The sequence below is a fragment of the Massilia sp. ST3 genome, assembly GCF_018119405.1.
Lineage (GTDB): Bacteria > Pseudomonadota > Gammaproteobacteria > Burkholderiales > Burkholderiaceae_D > Telluria.
Window position 1 is genome coordinate 168,266 of sequence record NZ_JAGPWC010000001.1, and the last position, 15,190, is coordinate 183,455.

The 15,190-nt window shown below is 68.2% G+C and carries 13 protein-coding genes; 3 read left to right on the plus strand and 10 right to left on the minus strand.

The genetic code is table 11. From position 1 onward, the window contains the following. Positions 1 to 125: 125 nt before the first annotated feature. The 6 genes from KBW98_RS00695 to queE form a co-directional block, all read right to left on the minus strand. Positions 126 to 1,424 carry an FAD-binding oxidoreductase gene (locus KBW98_RS00695; protein ID WP_211518150.1) on the minus strand — a complete coding sequence of 433 codons (1,299 nt, stop codon included), beginning with the start codon at positions 1,422 to 1,424 and terminating at the stop codon, positions 126 to 128. Beyond that, complete coding sequence (gene ldcA, locus KBW98_RS00700) at positions 1,417 to 2,334, minus strand: muramoyltetrapeptide carboxypeptidase (RefSeq protein ID WP_211518151.1); 918 nt, start codon at positions 2,332 to 2,334, stop codon at positions 1,417 to 1,419. The genes KBW98_RS00695 and ldcA overlap by 8 nt, the downstream gene beginning before the upstream one ends. Further along, complete coding sequence (locus KBW98_RS00705; protein ID WP_211518152.1) at positions 2,331 to 3,257, minus strand: alpha/beta fold hydrolase; 927 nt, start codon at positions 3,255 to 3,257, stop codon at positions 2,331 to 2,333. Before KBW98_RS00705 ends, ldcA begins: the two co-directional genes overlap by 4 nt. Before the next feature lie 190 nt (positions 3,258 to 3,447). Continuing rightward, entirely contained in the window at positions 3,448 to 3,933 is a 486-nt protein-coding gene (gene tadA / locus KBW98_RS00710; protein WP_211518153.1) for a tRNA adenosine(34) deaminase TadA, read from the minus strand. After that, on the minus strand, positions 3,926 to 4,372 hold the full coding sequence (queD, locus tag KBW98_RS00715; protein WP_211518154.1) for a 6-carboxytetrahydropterin synthase QueD: 447 nt from the start codon (positions 4,370 to 4,372) through the stop codon (positions 3,926 to 3,928). Before queD ends, tadA begins: the two co-directional genes overlap by 8 nt. A 30-nt stretch (positions 4,373 to 4,402) precedes the next feature. Further along, positions 4,403 to 5,038, minus strand: coding sequence for a 7-carboxy-7-deazaguanine synthase (gene queE / locus KBW98_RS00720; protein WP_211518155.1), 636 nt, complete (start codon positions 5,036 to 5,038; stop codon positions 4,403 to 4,405). 215 nt (positions 5,039 to 5,253) lie between these two features. On the opposite strand from queE, the gene KBW98_RS00725 reads away from it, so the two are divergent. From KBW98_RS00725 to KBW98_RS00735, 3 genes are all read left to right on the plus strand, one after another. Continuing rightward, on the plus strand, positions 5,254 to 6,156 hold the full coding sequence (locus KBW98_RS00725; RefSeq protein WP_211518156.1) for a histidine kinase: 903 nt from the start codon (positions 5,254 to 5,256) through the stop codon (positions 6,154 to 6,156). Positions 6,157 to 6,381: 225 nt separating this feature from the next. Then, positions 6,382 to 7,311, plus strand: a complete 930-nt coding sequence (locus KBW98_RS00730) for a sensor domain-containing diguanylate cyclase (RefSeq protein ID WP_211518187.1) — start codon at positions 6,382 to 6,384, stop codon at positions 7,309 to 7,311. Between the two features lie 88 nt (positions 7,312 to 7,399). Beyond that, complete coding sequence (locus KBW98_RS00735) at positions 7,400 to 10,267, plus strand: pitrilysin family protein (protein WP_211518157.1); 2,868 nt, start codon at positions 7,400 to 7,402, stop codon at positions 10,265 to 10,267. Between the two features lie 100 nt (positions 10,268 to 10,367). On the opposite strand, the gene KBW98_RS00740 is transcribed toward KBW98_RS00735, so the two are convergent. From KBW98_RS00740 to KBW98_RS00755, 4 genes are all read right to left on the minus strand, one after another. Then, positions 10,368 to 12,644, minus strand: a complete 2,277-nt coding sequence (locus KBW98_RS00740; protein WP_211518158.1) for a hypothetical protein — start codon at positions 12,642 to 12,644, stop codon at positions 10,368 to 10,370. Positions 12,645 to 12,670: 26 nt separating this feature from the next. Then, positions 12,671 to 13,108 carry a DUF2382 domain-containing protein gene (locus tag KBW98_RS00745; protein ID WP_229428891.1) on the minus strand — a complete coding sequence of 146 codons (438 nt, stop codon included), beginning with the start codon at positions 13,106 to 13,108 and terminating at the stop codon, positions 12,671 to 12,673. A 166-nt stretch (positions 13,109 to 13,274) separates the two neighbouring features. After that, entirely contained in the window at positions 13,275 to 14,744 is a 1,470-nt protein-coding gene (locus KBW98_RS00750) for a YsnF/AvaK domain-containing protein (protein WP_211518159.1), read from the minus strand. Between the two features lie 175 nt (positions 14,745 to 14,919). Beyond that, positions 14,920 to 15,180 (minus strand): hypothetical protein, encoded by a 261-nt coding sequence (locus KBW98_RS00755; protein ID WP_211518160.1) that lies wholly within the window; start codon positions 15,178 to 15,180, stop codon positions 14,920 to 14,922. Positions 15,181 to 15,190: the final 10 nt, after the last annotated feature.

Consider the following 15,190-nt stretch of genomic DNA (forward strand, 5'->3'; position numbering starts at 1 on the left):
CAGTGGCCTGCATGACAAACGTCCACGCGGTGATGGTTTGCGGCGAGATCATCCCGCACGAAAGCGGAGCCTCTACCGATCACCGCGTGGACGGCAGAGCCGTCCACCCTACGGAACTGCTGCGCCTACCGCCGCAGCATGTCCCGCAATCCGTAATACCAGTAGCTGGCCTGCGCCGCCGCCAGCCCGGCCGGGCCGCCGGTCCAGGGCAAGCCCCAGCGTGCATAGCCGCGCAGGCGCCTGGCGTCGCCCAGCAGCGCCTCGGACAGCAGTTCGCCCGCCAGCGTGGTCGGCGCCACGCCATGGCCGCCAAAGCCCATGCCGTACCAGAGCCCGTCCGGCAAACGTCCCACTTGCGGCATCTTGTGGCGCGCATAACTCATCAGGCCGCTCCAGGCGTGCTCGACCTTGACGCCCTTGAGCTGGGGATAGACCTTGATCATGTCGCCGTACAGCAGCTTGGCCACCGCGCGCGGCGAGCGGTGCAGGATCGAGATGCGCCCGCCCCACAGCAGGCGGGTGTCCGGCAGCGCGCGGTAGTAGTCGAAGGCGAAGCGGGTGTCGTAGACCGCCGCCCCGGTGCGGATGCTGGACGCCAGGCGCTCGCCGAGCGGCTCGGTGCTCATCACATAGGTGGCGATCGGCAGGATGGCCGCGCGCAGGCGGCGGTGCAGGCTGGCCAGGTAGCCGCCGCAGCACACCACCAGCTCGCGCGCGAACACCGTGCCGCGCGCCGTCGTCACCAGCCAGCCGCCCTCCTGGCGCCGCAGGGTCGTGACCCGGCTGTGTTCATGGATGGCCACGCCGGAACGCGCCAGGGTGCGCGCCAGTCCCTGGGCATACTTCAGCGGGTGAAAATGGAAGGCGCCGGGCTCGAACAGGCCGCCCTTGTAGCGCCGGGTATGCAGGCGCTCGGCCAGTTCCTCGCGTCCCAGGTGCTGCCAGTGCACGCCCATGTGCTCGGCCATGAAGCGCTGCTGGTCGAGCAGGATGCGGTCGTCGTCGAACCAGTTGGCCAGGATCACGCCGCTCTCGCGCGCTTCGCAGGCGATCTCGTGGCGGCGGATGCGTTCGCGGATCAGGCCGACGGCGGCCAGGGTGTCGCCGTAGAGCTGGCGCGCCGCCGGGCCCGCGCTGCGCTGCAGGGCACGTTCGCCCAGCGAAAAGCCGCCGAACACGAAACCGCCATTGCGTCCGGAGGCGCCATGGCCGACTTCCTCCGCCTCCAGCACGACCACGTCGCGCTCGCCCCGCTCGGCCAGCGACATGGCCGTGCCAAGGCCGGCGAAACCGGCCCCGATCACGCAGACGGCGCATTCGCGCGCGCCCTGCAGGGGCGGATAGCTGTCGGACGGCGCGCTGAGCCGGTAATACGTGAGTCCGCTAGCGTGGTCCGAGCCTGGCTGGGCCCGGCGCTCACCCACGGCGCACGGTCGGATAGTCCGACAAGGTGAGCGTGAAGCCTTGCTCGCTGGAGACCAGGTGGCCCTGGGCGCCGAAAGGAATGGTCACCCGGCGGTCGATGTGGCCGAAGCTCAGGCCCGTCAGCACAGGCACCGGGAGGGTGGCGCGCAGGTAGGCCAGCATGGTGTCGAAATCGTAGCCATTGTCCTGCGGGCTCAGGCGGTAGCCGGAGAAGTCGCCCATGATCACCGCGCGCTGCCGGTCCAGGACGCCGGCCTGCTGCAGCTGCAGCAGCATGCGCTCGACCCGGTAAGGATGCTCGTTGATGTCCTCGACATACAGGATGCCGCCGTCGATGTCGGGGAAGTAAGGCGTGCCGAGCAGCGAGACCAGCATCGCCAGGTTGCCGCCCCAGACCGTCCCGCGCAGCTCGAGCGCCGGATTGCCGGACGCTGTTTCGCGGATGGTGTGGGTGGGGCCGGCCAGGCAGCGCCAGAAGTCGTCGATGGTGAAGCGCTCGACTTCCCTGGCGCCGAAATCGCCCGCGATCATCGGGCCGGCATAGCTGAGGGCGCCGGTTTTCGCCATCAGCCCCATCTGCAGCGCGGTGACGTCGGAAAAGCCGACCACGATCTTGCCGCTGGCGGCGATCGCCTCGAAGTCGATGGCGGGCAGCAGCCGGGTCATGCCGTAGGCGCCGCGCAGGCTGATGATGAGCTGGACATCAGGATCGGCCACGGCGGCATGCAGCTGGGCCAGGCGCCCTTGGTCGGTGCCGCCGAAACGCTGGTGGATCGCGCCATGGTCGTAGTAGTTATGGACCAGGCAGCCCTGGGCTTCGAGGCGCGCAATGGCGCGCTCGACAGTTGTGGGGTCGGACGTGTAGCCGCCCGGCGCCACGATGGCGATGCCGACTTGTGGGGTGATCACTGTTTGACGAAGAGCCGCGGTGTTGAGTCTGGCAACATCTTACCCCGGGCATGGGCGTCGATCAAGGCGAGCAGCCGCTCGACCAGCTGGGGCGGCAAATCGTGCCCCATGCCCTCGATGACCTCGAGCCGGGCGCCCGGAATCTGCGCCGCGGTGTCCTGGCCGCAGGCCAGCGGCACCAGGGGATCGGCGGCGCCGTGGATCACGAGGGTGGGTGCGCTGATGCCGCGCAGCTCGGCGCTGCGGTCGCCGCCGGCGCTGACCGCCATCATCTGGCGTGCAATGCCGCCAGGGCAATAGCTACGCCGTAAGGAACGGGCAACCCGCTTGCGCAGGGCTTTTTCAGGGGTTGGGTAGGCGGGGCTGCCGATGTCGCGCAGCAGGGTCACGGTGTGCTCCACGATGCTGTCGAGGTCGGCGCCATTGGCGGGCTTGCGCGCCAGCGCCTTGCGCACCCGGGGAAGCGGCCCCGGCAGGCCACGGCGGCCGCTGCTGGACATGATCGATGTCAGGCTCAGTACCCGCTGCGGATGGCGCGCGGCCAGGATCTGGGCCACCATGCCGCCCATCGACACGCCCACCACGTGGGCGCGCGCCACGCCGAGCGCGGACAGCACGCCCAGGGCGTCCTCGGCCATGTCTTCCAGGCGGTAGGCGGGCCGCAGCGGCCAGCCGAGCTTCGCCTTCAGGCGCGCCAGCATCAGGTTGGGCACGCCGGCCTGCTCGAACTTGGTCGACAGGCCACAGTCGCGGTTGTCGAAGCGGATCACGTAGAAACCCAGTTCCACCAGGCCCTCGACGAACTCGTCGGGCCAGGCGGTCAGCTGCATGCCCAGCCCGTGCACCAGCAGCAGGGGCACGGCCTTGGGGTCGCCCGATGTATCGAAGGCGATGCGCAGTCCATTGGCGTTCAGGGTCGGCATGACGGCTAGCTCGGCGCCGTGCGTGCTGCGCCGTGTTCTGATGATGTGATCGGGCTCTCTCCAGTCGCCGTGCGGGACGGCTTGGAACCAGCATAGCACTTTCGCCGCGGGGGCGGCGCTCATGCGGGACAAGCCCTGGCGCCGTTGCGGTCGAGACCGGGCCGGGGCCGGACTTGCCGGCCGGGGCGACTCAGGCGCCCGAAGACTTGCGCGCGGCGGCGCGCCGCTCGGCGAAGAAGGATTTGAGCAGCTGGCTGGCCTCGTCGGCCAGCACGCCGCCGACCACCTCGGTATGGTGGTTCAGGCGTTCCTCGGCGAACAGGTCGACGATCGAGCCGCAGGCGCCGGTCTTGGGGTCGAGCGCGGCGTACACCACCCGCGCCAGGCGGGCATGCATCATCGCGCCCGAGCACATGATGCAGGGCTCCAGGGTCACGTAGAGCTCGCAGCCCGGCAGGCGGTAGTTGCCGAGCTTTTCGGCGGCCGCGCGCAGGGCCACGATCTCGGCATGGGCGGTCGGGTCATGGCTGCCGATCGGCTGGTTGTAGCCGGTGGCGATCACCTCGCCGTCCTTGACCACCACGGCGCCGACCGGCACCTCGCCCTGCTCCCACGCCTTGCGCGCTTCGAGCAGGGCCAGGCCCATGTAGTCCGCCGGCACTGGGTGCTCAGGCATCGACGATCTCGGCCCAGCAGTTCGGGGTCTCGTGGAGCACCAGCTTGTGCAGGCGCAGGCCGGTGCCGTAGCGGTCGGTGAACACGGTCTTCAGGATGTTGAAGGCGACCTGGGCCAGGTTCTCGACGGTGGGGATGCGGTCGATGATCACGGTCTTGTGGCCCGGCAGCGAGGCCAGGAAGTCGCGCACCTTCTCGTCCTTTTCATAGACCAGGAAGGCGTGGTCCCAGACGTCCACCAGGTGCTCCTTGGCGAGCGCCTTGACGTCCGAAAAATCCATGATCATGCCGTTGTCGGAGTTGCCGTCGGCGTCGATCACCGCGCCTTGCAGGGTGATCTCGAGGGTGTAGCGGTGGCCGTGCAGGTTGCGGCACTGGCTCTTGTGGTCGGGAATCCGGTGGCCGGCATCGAATTCGAGCTTGCGGGTAATCGTCAGCATGGAAGCTTGTTGAATCTGAATGAGTCTGAATTAAGGAATCTGGAGCAGCTTGTGGGTCTGGATGCTGAGCTTCCACTTGGGATTGCGGCGGCAGGTCTCGATCGCCAGGCGGGTATTGTTGGCCGCCAGCGGACCGTCCATGGGCTGGACGTAGAAGTTCTCGAAATCGAGGTGTTCGTAGGCGGCCAGGTCCTGGTTCGCCTGCGGAATCACGACCTTGATCTCGTTGCCCTTCTCGACCACCAGCTTCGCGCCCATCTTGGGGCTCACGCACACCCAGTCGACGCCGGCCGGGACCGGCAGCGTGCCGTTGGTCTCGATGGCGATCGTGAAGCCGCGGGCGTGCATGGCGTCGATCAGGGCCGTGTCCAGCTGCAGCAGGGGCTCGCCGCCGGTGAAGACCACATACTTGCTGGCGGGATAGATTTCCGGCCACAGGCTGTCGATCTCTGCGGCCAGGGCCGAGGCATCCTTGAACTTGCCGCCGCGCTCGCCGTCGGTACCGACAAAATCGGTGTCGCAGAAGGTGCAGACCGCGCTGGCGCGGTCCTGCTCGCGGCCGGTCCACAGGTTGCAGCCGGAAAAGCGGCAAAAGACGGCTGGACGCCCCGCATGGGCGCCCTCGCCTTGCAGGGTGTAGAAAATTTCTTTGATGCTATAGGTCACAATAAAAGCCCGAGTGGAGCCGCGGATGAGGCGGCTCGGCGTTCGTCAACCCTCAATTATAGCGCGCCGCAGCAGTCGGCGCACCATCCATGGTCTGCAGCGCCGTTTCCAGGGTTGCACAAACTTTGAGCATTAACAATATTCCTACCCCGGGCCCGGGGTAAGTTCTTACGGACACTTCAGCGGAACATTCCTACCACCGTAAGAAGGAAGCCATGACCAAGCCCACAGCATTCCTAGCCGTCCCGCTCCTTGCCGCGCCCTGCCCGGCCTGGGCCGCGCCCGGCGTGCCCGCGGCGCTGCGCTCGGTCCCGCTCGAACTGCTGGCCTGCGCGCTGGTCACCCTGGCCGCGCTGGTGCTGGCTTTCCTCGGCCTGCGCCGCAGCGTCAGCAGCGAGGAGCGCGCCCACGCCCTGCAGCTGCTGCTGGCCGCCGAGCGCGAGGCGCGCAGCCGCGCCGACCAGGCCCTGGCCGAGCACCACGACGTGCTGTGCCGCCTGGTGCGGCGCCAGGAAGGCGTGCGCGAAGGCGAACGCTCGCGGATCGCCCGCGACCTGGACAGCCAGCTGGGCAGCCGCCTGGTGCGGCTGCGCGCAGAGCTCAGCCATCTGCACGAGGACGCCGACGCCGCCGGACCGCAGCTGGCCGGACGCCTCGACCATGCCCTGGCCGGCGTCGATGGCGCCATCACTGCGATCCGCAGCGTGGCGGGCGGCCTGCGCCCGGTCGGCGCACAGGAAGGCCTGCGCCAGGCGCTGCAGCGGCTGCTCCAGGACCAGGCGCGCCTGTCCGGCCTGCGCTACCGCTTCGACGCTGGTCTCGATCCGGCCGCGCCGCGCCTGGCGGACCGCGCCGCGCGCCTGGCCGTGTTCCGCGTGCTGCAGGAAGTCGCCGCCGGGACCGGCGTCGGCCCGCTGCACGCGCGCCTGGCCGAGGGCGCCGACCGTCTGAGCCTGCAGATCGAGGGCGGCCCCTCGCTGTGCACAGCGGCCCTGCCCGAGGAAGTGCACGAGCGCCTGCACGCCATCGACGCCAGCCTGGCCATGGCAGAGACCGCTCCCGGCCGAAGGCGGATGCTGCTGGAGATCCCGGTACGCGAGCTTGCCGCGACCGCCTAGCCGTCTTCGGCCCTTGCTCAAAATCAATAAGTCGTTCTAGCCGCGGTAGCAGAATTGCTCCTGGCAGCCAGCCGGCTGCCTTCCGCGAATGCAAAGGACGGCTCAATGATCAGCACCCTTTCCCAGACAGGCGCTCATCCGGCAACCCATTTGCCAACTCATTTGCCACCGTCGGCGCCCGGTCCGACCCCCCTGGTCCAGGATGTGGCCTTCGTCGGCCAGCTGATGGAGAGCCTGTCGGTGCCCGTGTTCGTGCTCGACACCCGCTCGCGGGTCATGATCTGGAACCGCGCCTGCGAGCAGCTGACCGGCGTGCCGGCCGCGGAAATGCTGGGCACCGCCGACCACTGGCGCAGCTTCTACGAGCAGGAGCAGCCGACCCTGGCCGACCTGGTGCTGCAGGGAGGCACAGGTGCCAGCCGACCGATCTACGCGCGCATGGGCGACGGCGAGACCGCCGGGGCCGCGCAGTCGGCCGCGCTCTCGGTCGAAAGCTGGTGCGACATGCCGCGCGCCGGACGGCGGCGCTACCTGGCCGCCGATGCCAGCCCGATCTTCGACGGCGACGGCAGCCTGTCGGCCGTGGTCGAGACCCTGCGCGACCTGACCGACGAGAAGATGGCCCAGGTCGCCCTGGAGCAACTGGCCACCCGCGACGGCCTTACCGGCCTGGCCAACCGCCGCTGCTTCGACGACACCCTGCACGCCGAGTGGGCCCGAGCAATGCGCCAGCAGCAGCCGCTCTCGCTGCTGATGGTCGACGTCGACAACTTCAAGGCCTACAACGACGCCCATGGCCACCTCGGCGGCGACGAATGCCTGAAGCGCGTGGCCAGGGCGGTGGCGAGCGAGATGCGCGCCAACGACCTGGTGGCGCGCTACGGCGGCGAGGAATTCGCCGTGATCCTGCCGAACCAGTCGCTCAAGGGGGCGGCCATCGTCGCCGAGCGCATCCGCAGCCGGGTCGAGCAGCTGCAGCTGCCTTGCCGCTTCGCGCCGGGCAAGCACGTCACGGTGTCGATCGGGGCCGCCACCGCGATTGCCGGGCCGGACAACACCGCCAGCCAGCTGGTGGCGATCGCCGACGCGGCCCTGTACCGCGCCAAGCACCTGGGGCGAAACCGCATCAGCCTGCCCATGAGCGAGGCCGCGTAAACACCGCGTCAGGGGACTGTTTCCCCGCTGTTCTTTCCTTGCCAAATATCCTATGCTGCGCGCTTAGCGTATTTTCCAAGGAGACAACGTGTTTACCTCGACCCTGTCGCGCACCATGCTCGCGGCATTGATTCCGGCGCTGCTGGCGCCCGCCCTTCTGTCGGCCGCCCCCGCCAAGCCGGCGCGGAAGAACGCCACGCCCGCCGACGTCCTGCCCTTCAAGGCAACCGAGAAAACCCTGGCCAACGGCCTGAAGGTGATCGTGGTGCCGACCGGCTTCCCGAACCTGGTCTCGGTCCAGATCCCGGTGCAGACCGGCTCGCGCAACGAGATCGAGCCGGGCAAGTCGGGTTTCGCCCACTTCTTCGAACACATGATGTTCCGCGGCACGCCCAGCTATCCGCCGGAGAAATACCAGGAAATCATCACCAAGGCCGGGGCGCGCCAGAACGCCTACACCAGCGACGACCTGACCAACTACTACACCACCTTCGCCAAGGAAGACCTGGAAACCGTGCTGAAGGTCGAGGCCGACCGCTTCCAGCACCTGTCCTACCCGGTCGAGGCCTTCAAGACCGAGTCGCGCGCCGTGCTGGGCGAGTACAACAAGAACAGCGCGAACCCGATGCAGAAGCTGTTCGAGGTGCAGCGCGACGCTGCCTACACCACCCATACCTACAAGCACACCACCATGGGCTTCCTCAAGGACATCGAGGACATGCCCAACCAGTACGACTATTCCAAGGTCTTCTTCGACCGCTGGTACCGTCCCGAGCGCACCACGGTGATCGTCGCCGGCGACGTCGAGCCGGCCAAGGCCATCGCCCTGGTCGAGAAGTACTGGTCCGGTTGGAAACGCGGCAGCTACAAGGCCCCGGTGCCGGCCGAGCCGGCCCCGCGCGGCGCCCAGTACCGCCACGTGGCCTGGCAGACCCCGACCCTGCCGCTGGTGACGGTCGCCTTCCGCGCCCCGGCCTTCTCGGACAGCGCCAAGGACCAGGCGGCGCTGTCGATGCTGCTGTCGCTATCCTTCGGGCGCACCTCGCCCCTGTACAAGCGCCTGGTGCAGGACGAGCAGAAGGTCGACCAGTTGTTCGACTTCACGCCGAACCGGGTCGACCCGACCCTGGCCACCATCGGCGCCCGCGTCAAGCGGCCGGGTGACGCCCTGTATGTCCGCGACGCCATCCTGCAGACCGTGGCGCGGCTGCGCGACGAACCGGTGACGGTCCAGGCCCTGGAAGACGCCAAGTCGGCCCAGAAGTACGGCCTGATCCGCTCGCTCGACAATACCGAGCAGATTGCCTCGACCCTGGCCTCGTATGTGCATTTCGACCGCTCCTACGGCACCCTGAACCGCTACTACCGCGTGGTGGACAGCCTGAGCCCGGCCGATCTCCAGGCCGCCGCCCGCAAGTACCTGGTCGACGAGGCCATGGTGGTGACCACCCTGGCTCACGAGGCCCTGCCGGCGGGCATCGAAACCCTGCCGAAGCTGGCCAGCTTCGCGCCCAAGGCGGCGGACGCGAAGTTCGACGTGCTGGTCCAGAAATCGGCCCTGCCGCAGATCCGCTTCAAGCTGTTGTTCGCGGCCGGCTCGGCGCACGATCCGCAGGGCAAGGAAGGCCTGGCCGCGCTCACCGCCGCCATGGTCGCCAGCGCCGGCTCGCGCGAGCGCAAGATCGACGAGGTGACCAAGGCCCTGTTCCCGCTGGCCGGCAGCTTCCTCGAGCAGACCGACAAGGAAATGACCACCTTCACCGGCACCACCCATAAGGACAACTGGGACGCCTTCATGGCCGTCGCCATGCCGCTGCTGGTCGATCCGGGCTTCCGCGAGGAGGACTTCCGCCGCCTGAAGGACGCGCAGCGCAACGCCCTAGTACTGGACCTGAAGGACAACAACGAGGAGGAATTCGGCAAGGAAAGGCTGCAAACGAACGTGTTCGCAGGCACGCCCTACGGCCACCCGGTGCTGGGCACGGTCAAGGGCCTGGACGCGATCACCCTGGACGACGTCAAGGCCTTCTACCGCCAGGCCTACGCCCAGGGCGCCGTGCGCGTTGGCATCTCGGGCGACGTCAGCGAGCGCATGGTCGCTTCGCTCAAGAGCCAGCTGGCGCGCCTGCCGCAAGGCGCCGGCCTGCCGGCGACCCGCGCGCCGCGCGGCCACATGCCCCAGGGTCTCGAGGTCGAGATCGTCGAGAAGAATACCCGCGCCACCGCGATTTCCTTCGGCCTGCCGATTGCCGTCACCCGCTCGCACCCGGACTTTCCGGCCCTGTGGCTGGCCAAGACCTGGCTGGGCGAGCACCGCGCCTCCAGCGCACGCCTGTACCAGCGCATCCGCGAGGAGCGTGGCATGAACTACGGCGACTATGCCTATATCGAGGCCTTCCCGCGCGGCATGTTCCAGTTCTTCCCGAATCCGAACCTGGGCCGCAAGGCGCAGCTGTTCGAAGTCTGGATCCGCCCGGTGGCGCCGCAGAACGGGCATTTCGCCCTGCGCGTCGCCCTGCATGAGCTGGGCAAGCTGGTCGAGAACGGCCTGAGCGAGCAGGACTTTGCCACCACCCGCGACTACCTGATGAAGAACGTGTTCGTGATGACCGCGACCCAGGACCAGCAGCTCGGCTATGCGCTCGACGCCCAGTGGTACGACACCCCGGAGTTCACCCGCATGATGCGCGATGGACTGTCCAGGCTGAGCGCGGCGGACGTGAACGCGGCGATCCGGCGCCACCTGTCGGCCAAGAACCTGTCGGTCGTCATCATCACCAAGGACGCGGCCGGCCTCAAGGACAAGCTCGTGAGCGACGCCTTCTCGCCGATCGCCTATGACGCCAACAAGCCGCAGTCCCTGCTGGACGAGGACAAGGCGATCGGCGCCATGAAACTGGGGATCAGGCCGGAGGCGGTGAAGATCACGCCGGCGTCCGAGGCATTCGCCCAGTAAACTCGCGCAGGTCCGCTGCGGCGGGGCGTAACGAAGGAGAAACGGCGCCCGTGGGCGCCGTTTTTTTCCGCCGGAGCGGATCCTGGACCGTCGGCGTAACTCAATACGTCAGGCGGTTCCAGCCGTGCCGCACTGCTTCCTTGACCTTGTCCCAGGTGCTCGGGCCGCCCGGATAGCGGCTTTGCCAGCCGCTGCGCAGGTCGTTCTCGAGCGCATCGTCCCAGGTCCGGTTGCTGTACTGCGGGTCGCGGCGCATGCTGCTGCCGTACTCGTAGGCCGGACGGTAGGTGTCGTAGGGATCGCCCGCGCTGCCGTAGGTCGCGCTGTAGTGGCTGCGGTAGTAGCTGTCGTCGTCGGTGTCCGAGAAGGCGTTCGTCATGCGGTTCCAGCCGTGGCGCACCGCGTCCTTCATGTCTTCCCAGGCCGAGGAGGCAACCGCCCTGGTGCCGTCGGCGTCCATCCTGGCGCCGCTCGCCTGGCGCGCTTCCCAGTCGGTGCGCAGGCTGGGCATGGCCTCGTCCCAGGGACGGTTGCGGTAGGTTTCGCTGCGCGCCATCTCGCTGCCGTAGGAATAGGCCGGCTCGTACTCGTCGTAGGTCTTGCCGCTGGCGCCATAGGTCGAGCTGTAGTGGCTGCGGTAGTAGTCCTGGTCGTCGTCGCCGGTCATGCGCTCCCAGCCGCGGCGCACCGCAGCCTTCATGCTTTCCCAGGTCGAGTTCGGATTGCGGGTCTCCCAGTCGCTGCGCAGGTCGCCTTCGACCTCGTCCCACTGGCGGTTGGCGTAGCGGCTGTCGCCGCGCATCTGCGAGCCGTAGGCGTAGGCCGGCGCCACGGCGTCGTAGGCGACGCCGCTGCCCTCGTAGGTGCTGCTGAAGTGGCTGCGGTAGACGTCGTCGTCATCGTCGCGGGTCACGCGGTCCCAGCCGCGGCGCACCGCGGCCTTCATGTTGTCCCAGGCCGAGCCGGCATGGCTGCTTTCCCACTCGGTGCGCAGGTCGGTCTCGACATCGTCCCACTTGCGGTCGCTGTAGCGGCGGTCGCGCCGCATGCGGGCTCCGTAGCTGTAGGCCGGCGCATAGTCGTCGTAGGCGCCGCCGGCGCTGCCGTAGGTGCTGGCGTGGTGGCTGCGGTAGTGGCTGTCGTCGTCGTCCGTGATCCGGTCCCAGCCGCGCCGCACCGCGTCCTTCATGCGGTCCCAGGCCGAGCGGGCATCGTTGCCGGTGCGCGACTCCCAGTTGGTGCGCAGGTCGTTCTCGACCTCGTTCCACTTGCGGCCGGCGTAGGTGCCGCGCGCCATCTCGGAGCCGTAGCGGTAGGCCGGCGCGTAGTCGTCATAGGAGTCGCCGCTCGCGCTGTAGGTCGTGCTGAAATGCTCGCGGAAGTAAGTGTCGTCGTCCACCCCCGCGCCGGTCGAGTAGCCGGACTGGTCCATGCCGCCGCGCGAATAGATGCGCGAGCCGCCGCGCTGCTGGGTGGCCCAGCCGCCGGCCGCCACCCCGCCGCGCTGCTGCGAGTCGGAACGGAGCGGGTTACCCGTCGTCGATCCTGACATCGATCCGGACATCGAGCCCGACATCGAGCCCGCAGTTGCACCCAGCCCCGGCGGCGTGCCTTCGAGGGACGAGGCCTGGACCGGATTTTCCTGCAGGGTGGAGCCCTGCAGCGAGGTGCCCCCGGTCGCGCCGAGGCCGCTCTTGCCCATCGGTTCCTGGTAGGTCGTGCCCATCGGCTCGGCCTGGTTCAGCGACTGCTGCTGGAACAGCTTGCGGTCGCCCGGATTGTCGAGGCTCTGCTGGTTCTGCTGCCCCTGCCCGCCCTGCAGGTTCTGCCCGGGGCCGGACCGCGACTGGGGCTGTGCCTGGGACTGGCTTTGGGACTGGAACTGCGACTGGGCCGACATCGGCGCCGACTGCATGCCGCTGCTGCTGCCCATGCGCATCGCCTCGGTCCCGGACGGCACCTCGCCGAAGCTGGACGCCTGCTCGTCGATGTCGGTCGGTCCGTAGCGCTCGACGATGTCGGCGGCGCGTTCGACTTCCGGCAGCGAGTCGGCGGTCACGGTCAGTACGTGGTGGCCGCGGGTGACGGCGCCCTCGTAGCGGCTGACGTGGTCCGGGTTGTCGCCGCCGAACAGGTCGCTGAAGAAATGCTTGATGCTGGCGGTAATGCCCAGGTTGCTGTTGTCGCCGGCGCGGTCATGGGCCAGGTCGCGGTCGCCCGCGATGTCGGACTCGCCCGTGACCGGGTCGGTCTGGCCGGTGGGATCGGCGGCCGACAGGCGCACTTCTCCCTTGGAGAATCCCGACGACAGCAATTCGTTCATCGCATTTTGCGCGTCGGTCCGGTCGTCGAACACGGCTACAAGTGTATGTTGCATGGTCGTTTCCTCCGTAGTGGGATGGCTCAGGTGGTTGGCGGGTTTCCGGCATCGTCGAAGCGCTCGACGTGGACCTGCTCGGCCTTGAGCATGACCTCGTCCTGGTAGCGCTCCTCGCGCCGCACGCGGGTGATGTGCAGTTCCTCCTTGATGCGCAGGCGGCGTTCCACCACCAGCACTTCTTCGAGGACCGGCACCACCAGCGTGTCGCCTTCGTAGCGGGTCGCGGGCGCCTGGTCGGCGGCCACGATGCGGTCCACCGGAACATGCCGGACTTCCACCTCTTCGCGCGCAAGGCGCTCGTCGATGGTCACCGGCAGTTCCGACACCGTCTTGTGGATGCGCACCCCGCGCCCGGTCTCGGCGACCCGGGTGCCGACCTCGAGCCGTTCCTCGAACACGGGGATCGACAGGCTTTCCCCCGCCTCGGAAGCGGCGCGGGTTGGGGGCGTGCTGCTGGACATCTGGTCGGCTCCTCTGGATCGCTGGACGATGGATCGAGACTACTCCAATCCTGCTGGGGCGGGCGCGCGCCTGCCCAGTTGTGGCCGCCAGCCGCGCATCCAGTAGAAACGGCGCCCGAAGGCGCCGCCGCATGGCGCCGGACACGCTGGTCCGGCGACGCCCGCCTTAGTAGGTCCGGCGGGTGGAATTGTCGTCCGTCATGCGGTCCCAGCCATGACGCACGGCCGCCTTCATGCGCTCCCAGGTCGAGCCGGTGCTGCCCGCGTTACGGGTTTCCCAGTCGGTGCGCAGGTCGCTCTCGACATCGTCCCACTGGCGGTTGCTGTAGCGGGCGTCGCTGCGCATCTGCGAACCGTAGGAGTACGCCGGAGCATAGTCGTCGTAGTCCGCCCCGCTGGAAGCGAAATTGCTGTTGTAGTGGTTGCGGTAGTAGCTGTCGTCGTCATCGTCCGTCATGCGGTCCCAGCCGCGACGGACCGCCGCCTTCATCTTCTCCCAGGTCGAGCCGGCGCTGCCCGCGTTGCGGCTTTCCCAGTCGGTACGCAGGTCGCTTTCGACATCGTCCCATTGGCGGTTGGCGTAGCGGCTGTCGCTGCGCATCTGGCTGCCGTAGGAATAGGCCGGGGCATAGTCGTCGTACGAAGCGCCGCTGCTGCCGTAGTTGCTGGTGAAGTGGCTGCGGTAGTAGCTGTCGTCGTCGCGCAGGCTGCCGGTGGCGCCCAGGCGCTCGACCTCGACTTCGGTGCGGCGCACCGTGTCGTGGATCTGCTGCTGGCGTTCGTTGACCTGCTTGCCGACCGTCACTTCCTCGACCACGCGGGCGGATTTCTGGATCACGGCTTCTTCCGCGGTCTCGCGCATCTCGATGGTCTGCTCCTTGAACGCGGTGGCGTCGTTGGGATTGATCGGCTGGTCGACGCGGTGGCGCTCGACGTTCACGTGCTCCTCGCGCAGGCCGATGGTCTGGTCGACCGGGGTCTCGATCACCCGCGAGAAGATGCGCACGCCGCCGCGCTGGACTTCGCGCTTGCCGACCTTCAGCTGTTCTTCCACCACCGGGATCGAGGCGCTGGTCTCGTCGCGGCGCAGGGCCGCGGTGTCGCGCTGCAGCGAATCGGTGCGCTGGACCCCGCCCTGCAGGCTCGAGGACTGCAGGCCCTGGGACGCCGTCGAAGCGCCCGACTGGGCCGACATCGAGGACGATTGCTGCAGGCCGGCGCTGCCTGCGCCCATCGCGCCCGCCATACCCGTTCCGGCCATCGAGCCGGTGCGGTCGGAGTGCTCGTCGATGTCGGTCGGGCCGTAGCGCTCGACGATGTCGGCGGCGCGCTCGACTTCCGGCAGCGAGTCGGCGGTCAGCGTGAGCACATGGCGCCCGCCGCTGACGGCGCTTTCGTAACGGCTGGCATGGCCGGTATCATCGCTGCCGAACAGGTCGCTGAAGAAGTTCTTGATGCCGGAACCGAAACCTTCGTCGGCATCGGCGGTGCGGGTGGCGCCGCTGTCGCTCATGCCGGTGGTGTCCGAGGTGGACAGCCGGACGTTCTCGCGGGAATAGTTGGACGACAGCAGTTCGTTCATCGCGTTCTGTGCGTCGGTGCGGTTGTCGAATACCGCTACAAGCGTATGTTGCATGGTCGTTCCTCCGATTGTTGGGTCGCGTTGCGCAGCCGCCGTCCTGGCGGGGTGCGCGCGCTGATGGATTAGCGCTTTGCCAATCGAGCCTACCCCAAACCCGCTCAGGCTTGCGCACCATTGACGCTCGACAATCGAAGGACTTCCCGGCCCGGCAAACCCGCCCAGTGCGCCCTCAGGCGAAGGGGTTGCCGACCGTCTTGACCTGCGGCGGCGGCAGCTTGTCGGGCAGTTCGCGCCTTTCCAGCGCCGCCACGATCGCGCCCAGGGCTTCGTGCAGGCGGCGTGCCGCGGCCAGGCCCTGCCGGTCGGCGGTCAGGTCGACGTCGCCCGACACCGTGACGCGGTCGACGCGGTTTTCCAGCATCAGGTTGCCGACTTCGAGCACGTCGGCTTCGTTGGCGAACGGCGAGAATGCGGTCTTCTTCGTCTTCATGGAATCTCCT

Coding starts and splice junctions, on each gene's coding strand:
- KBW98_RS00750 (WP_211518159.1), bottom strand. CDS start 14,744: ATGCAACATACGCTTGTAGCGGTATTCGACAACCGCACCGACGCACAG.
- KBW98_RS00705 (WP_211518152.1), bottom strand. CDS start 3,257: ATGCCGACCCTGAACGCCAATGGACTGCGCATCGCCTTCGATACATCG.
- KBW98_RS00725 (WP_211518156.1), top strand. CDS start 5,254: ATGACCAAGCCCACAGCATTCCTAGCCGTCCCGCTCCTTGCCGCGCCC.
- KBW98_RS00740 (WP_211518158.1), bottom strand. CDS start 12,644: ATGCAACATACACTTGTAGCCGTGTTCGACGACCGGACCGACGCGCAA.
- KBW98_RS00755 (WP_211518160.1), bottom strand. CDS start 15,180: ATGAAGACGAAGAAGACCGCATTCTCGCCGTTCGCCAACGAAGCCGAC.
- tadA (WP_211518153.1), bottom strand. CDS start 3,933: ATGCCTGAGCACCCAGTGCCGGCGGACTACATGGGCCTGGCCCTGCTC.
- queD (WP_211518154.1), bottom strand. CDS start 4,372: ATGCTGACGATTACCCGCAAGCTCGAATTCGATGCCGGCCACCGGATT.
- KBW98_RS00745 (WP_229428891.1), bottom strand. CDS start 13,108: ATGTCCAGCAGCACGCCCCCAACCCGCGCCGCTTCCGAGGCGGGGGAA.
- KBW98_RS00730 (WP_211518187.1), top strand. CDS start 6,382: ATGGAGAGCCTGTCGGTGCCCGTGTTCGTGCTCGACACCCGCTCGCGG.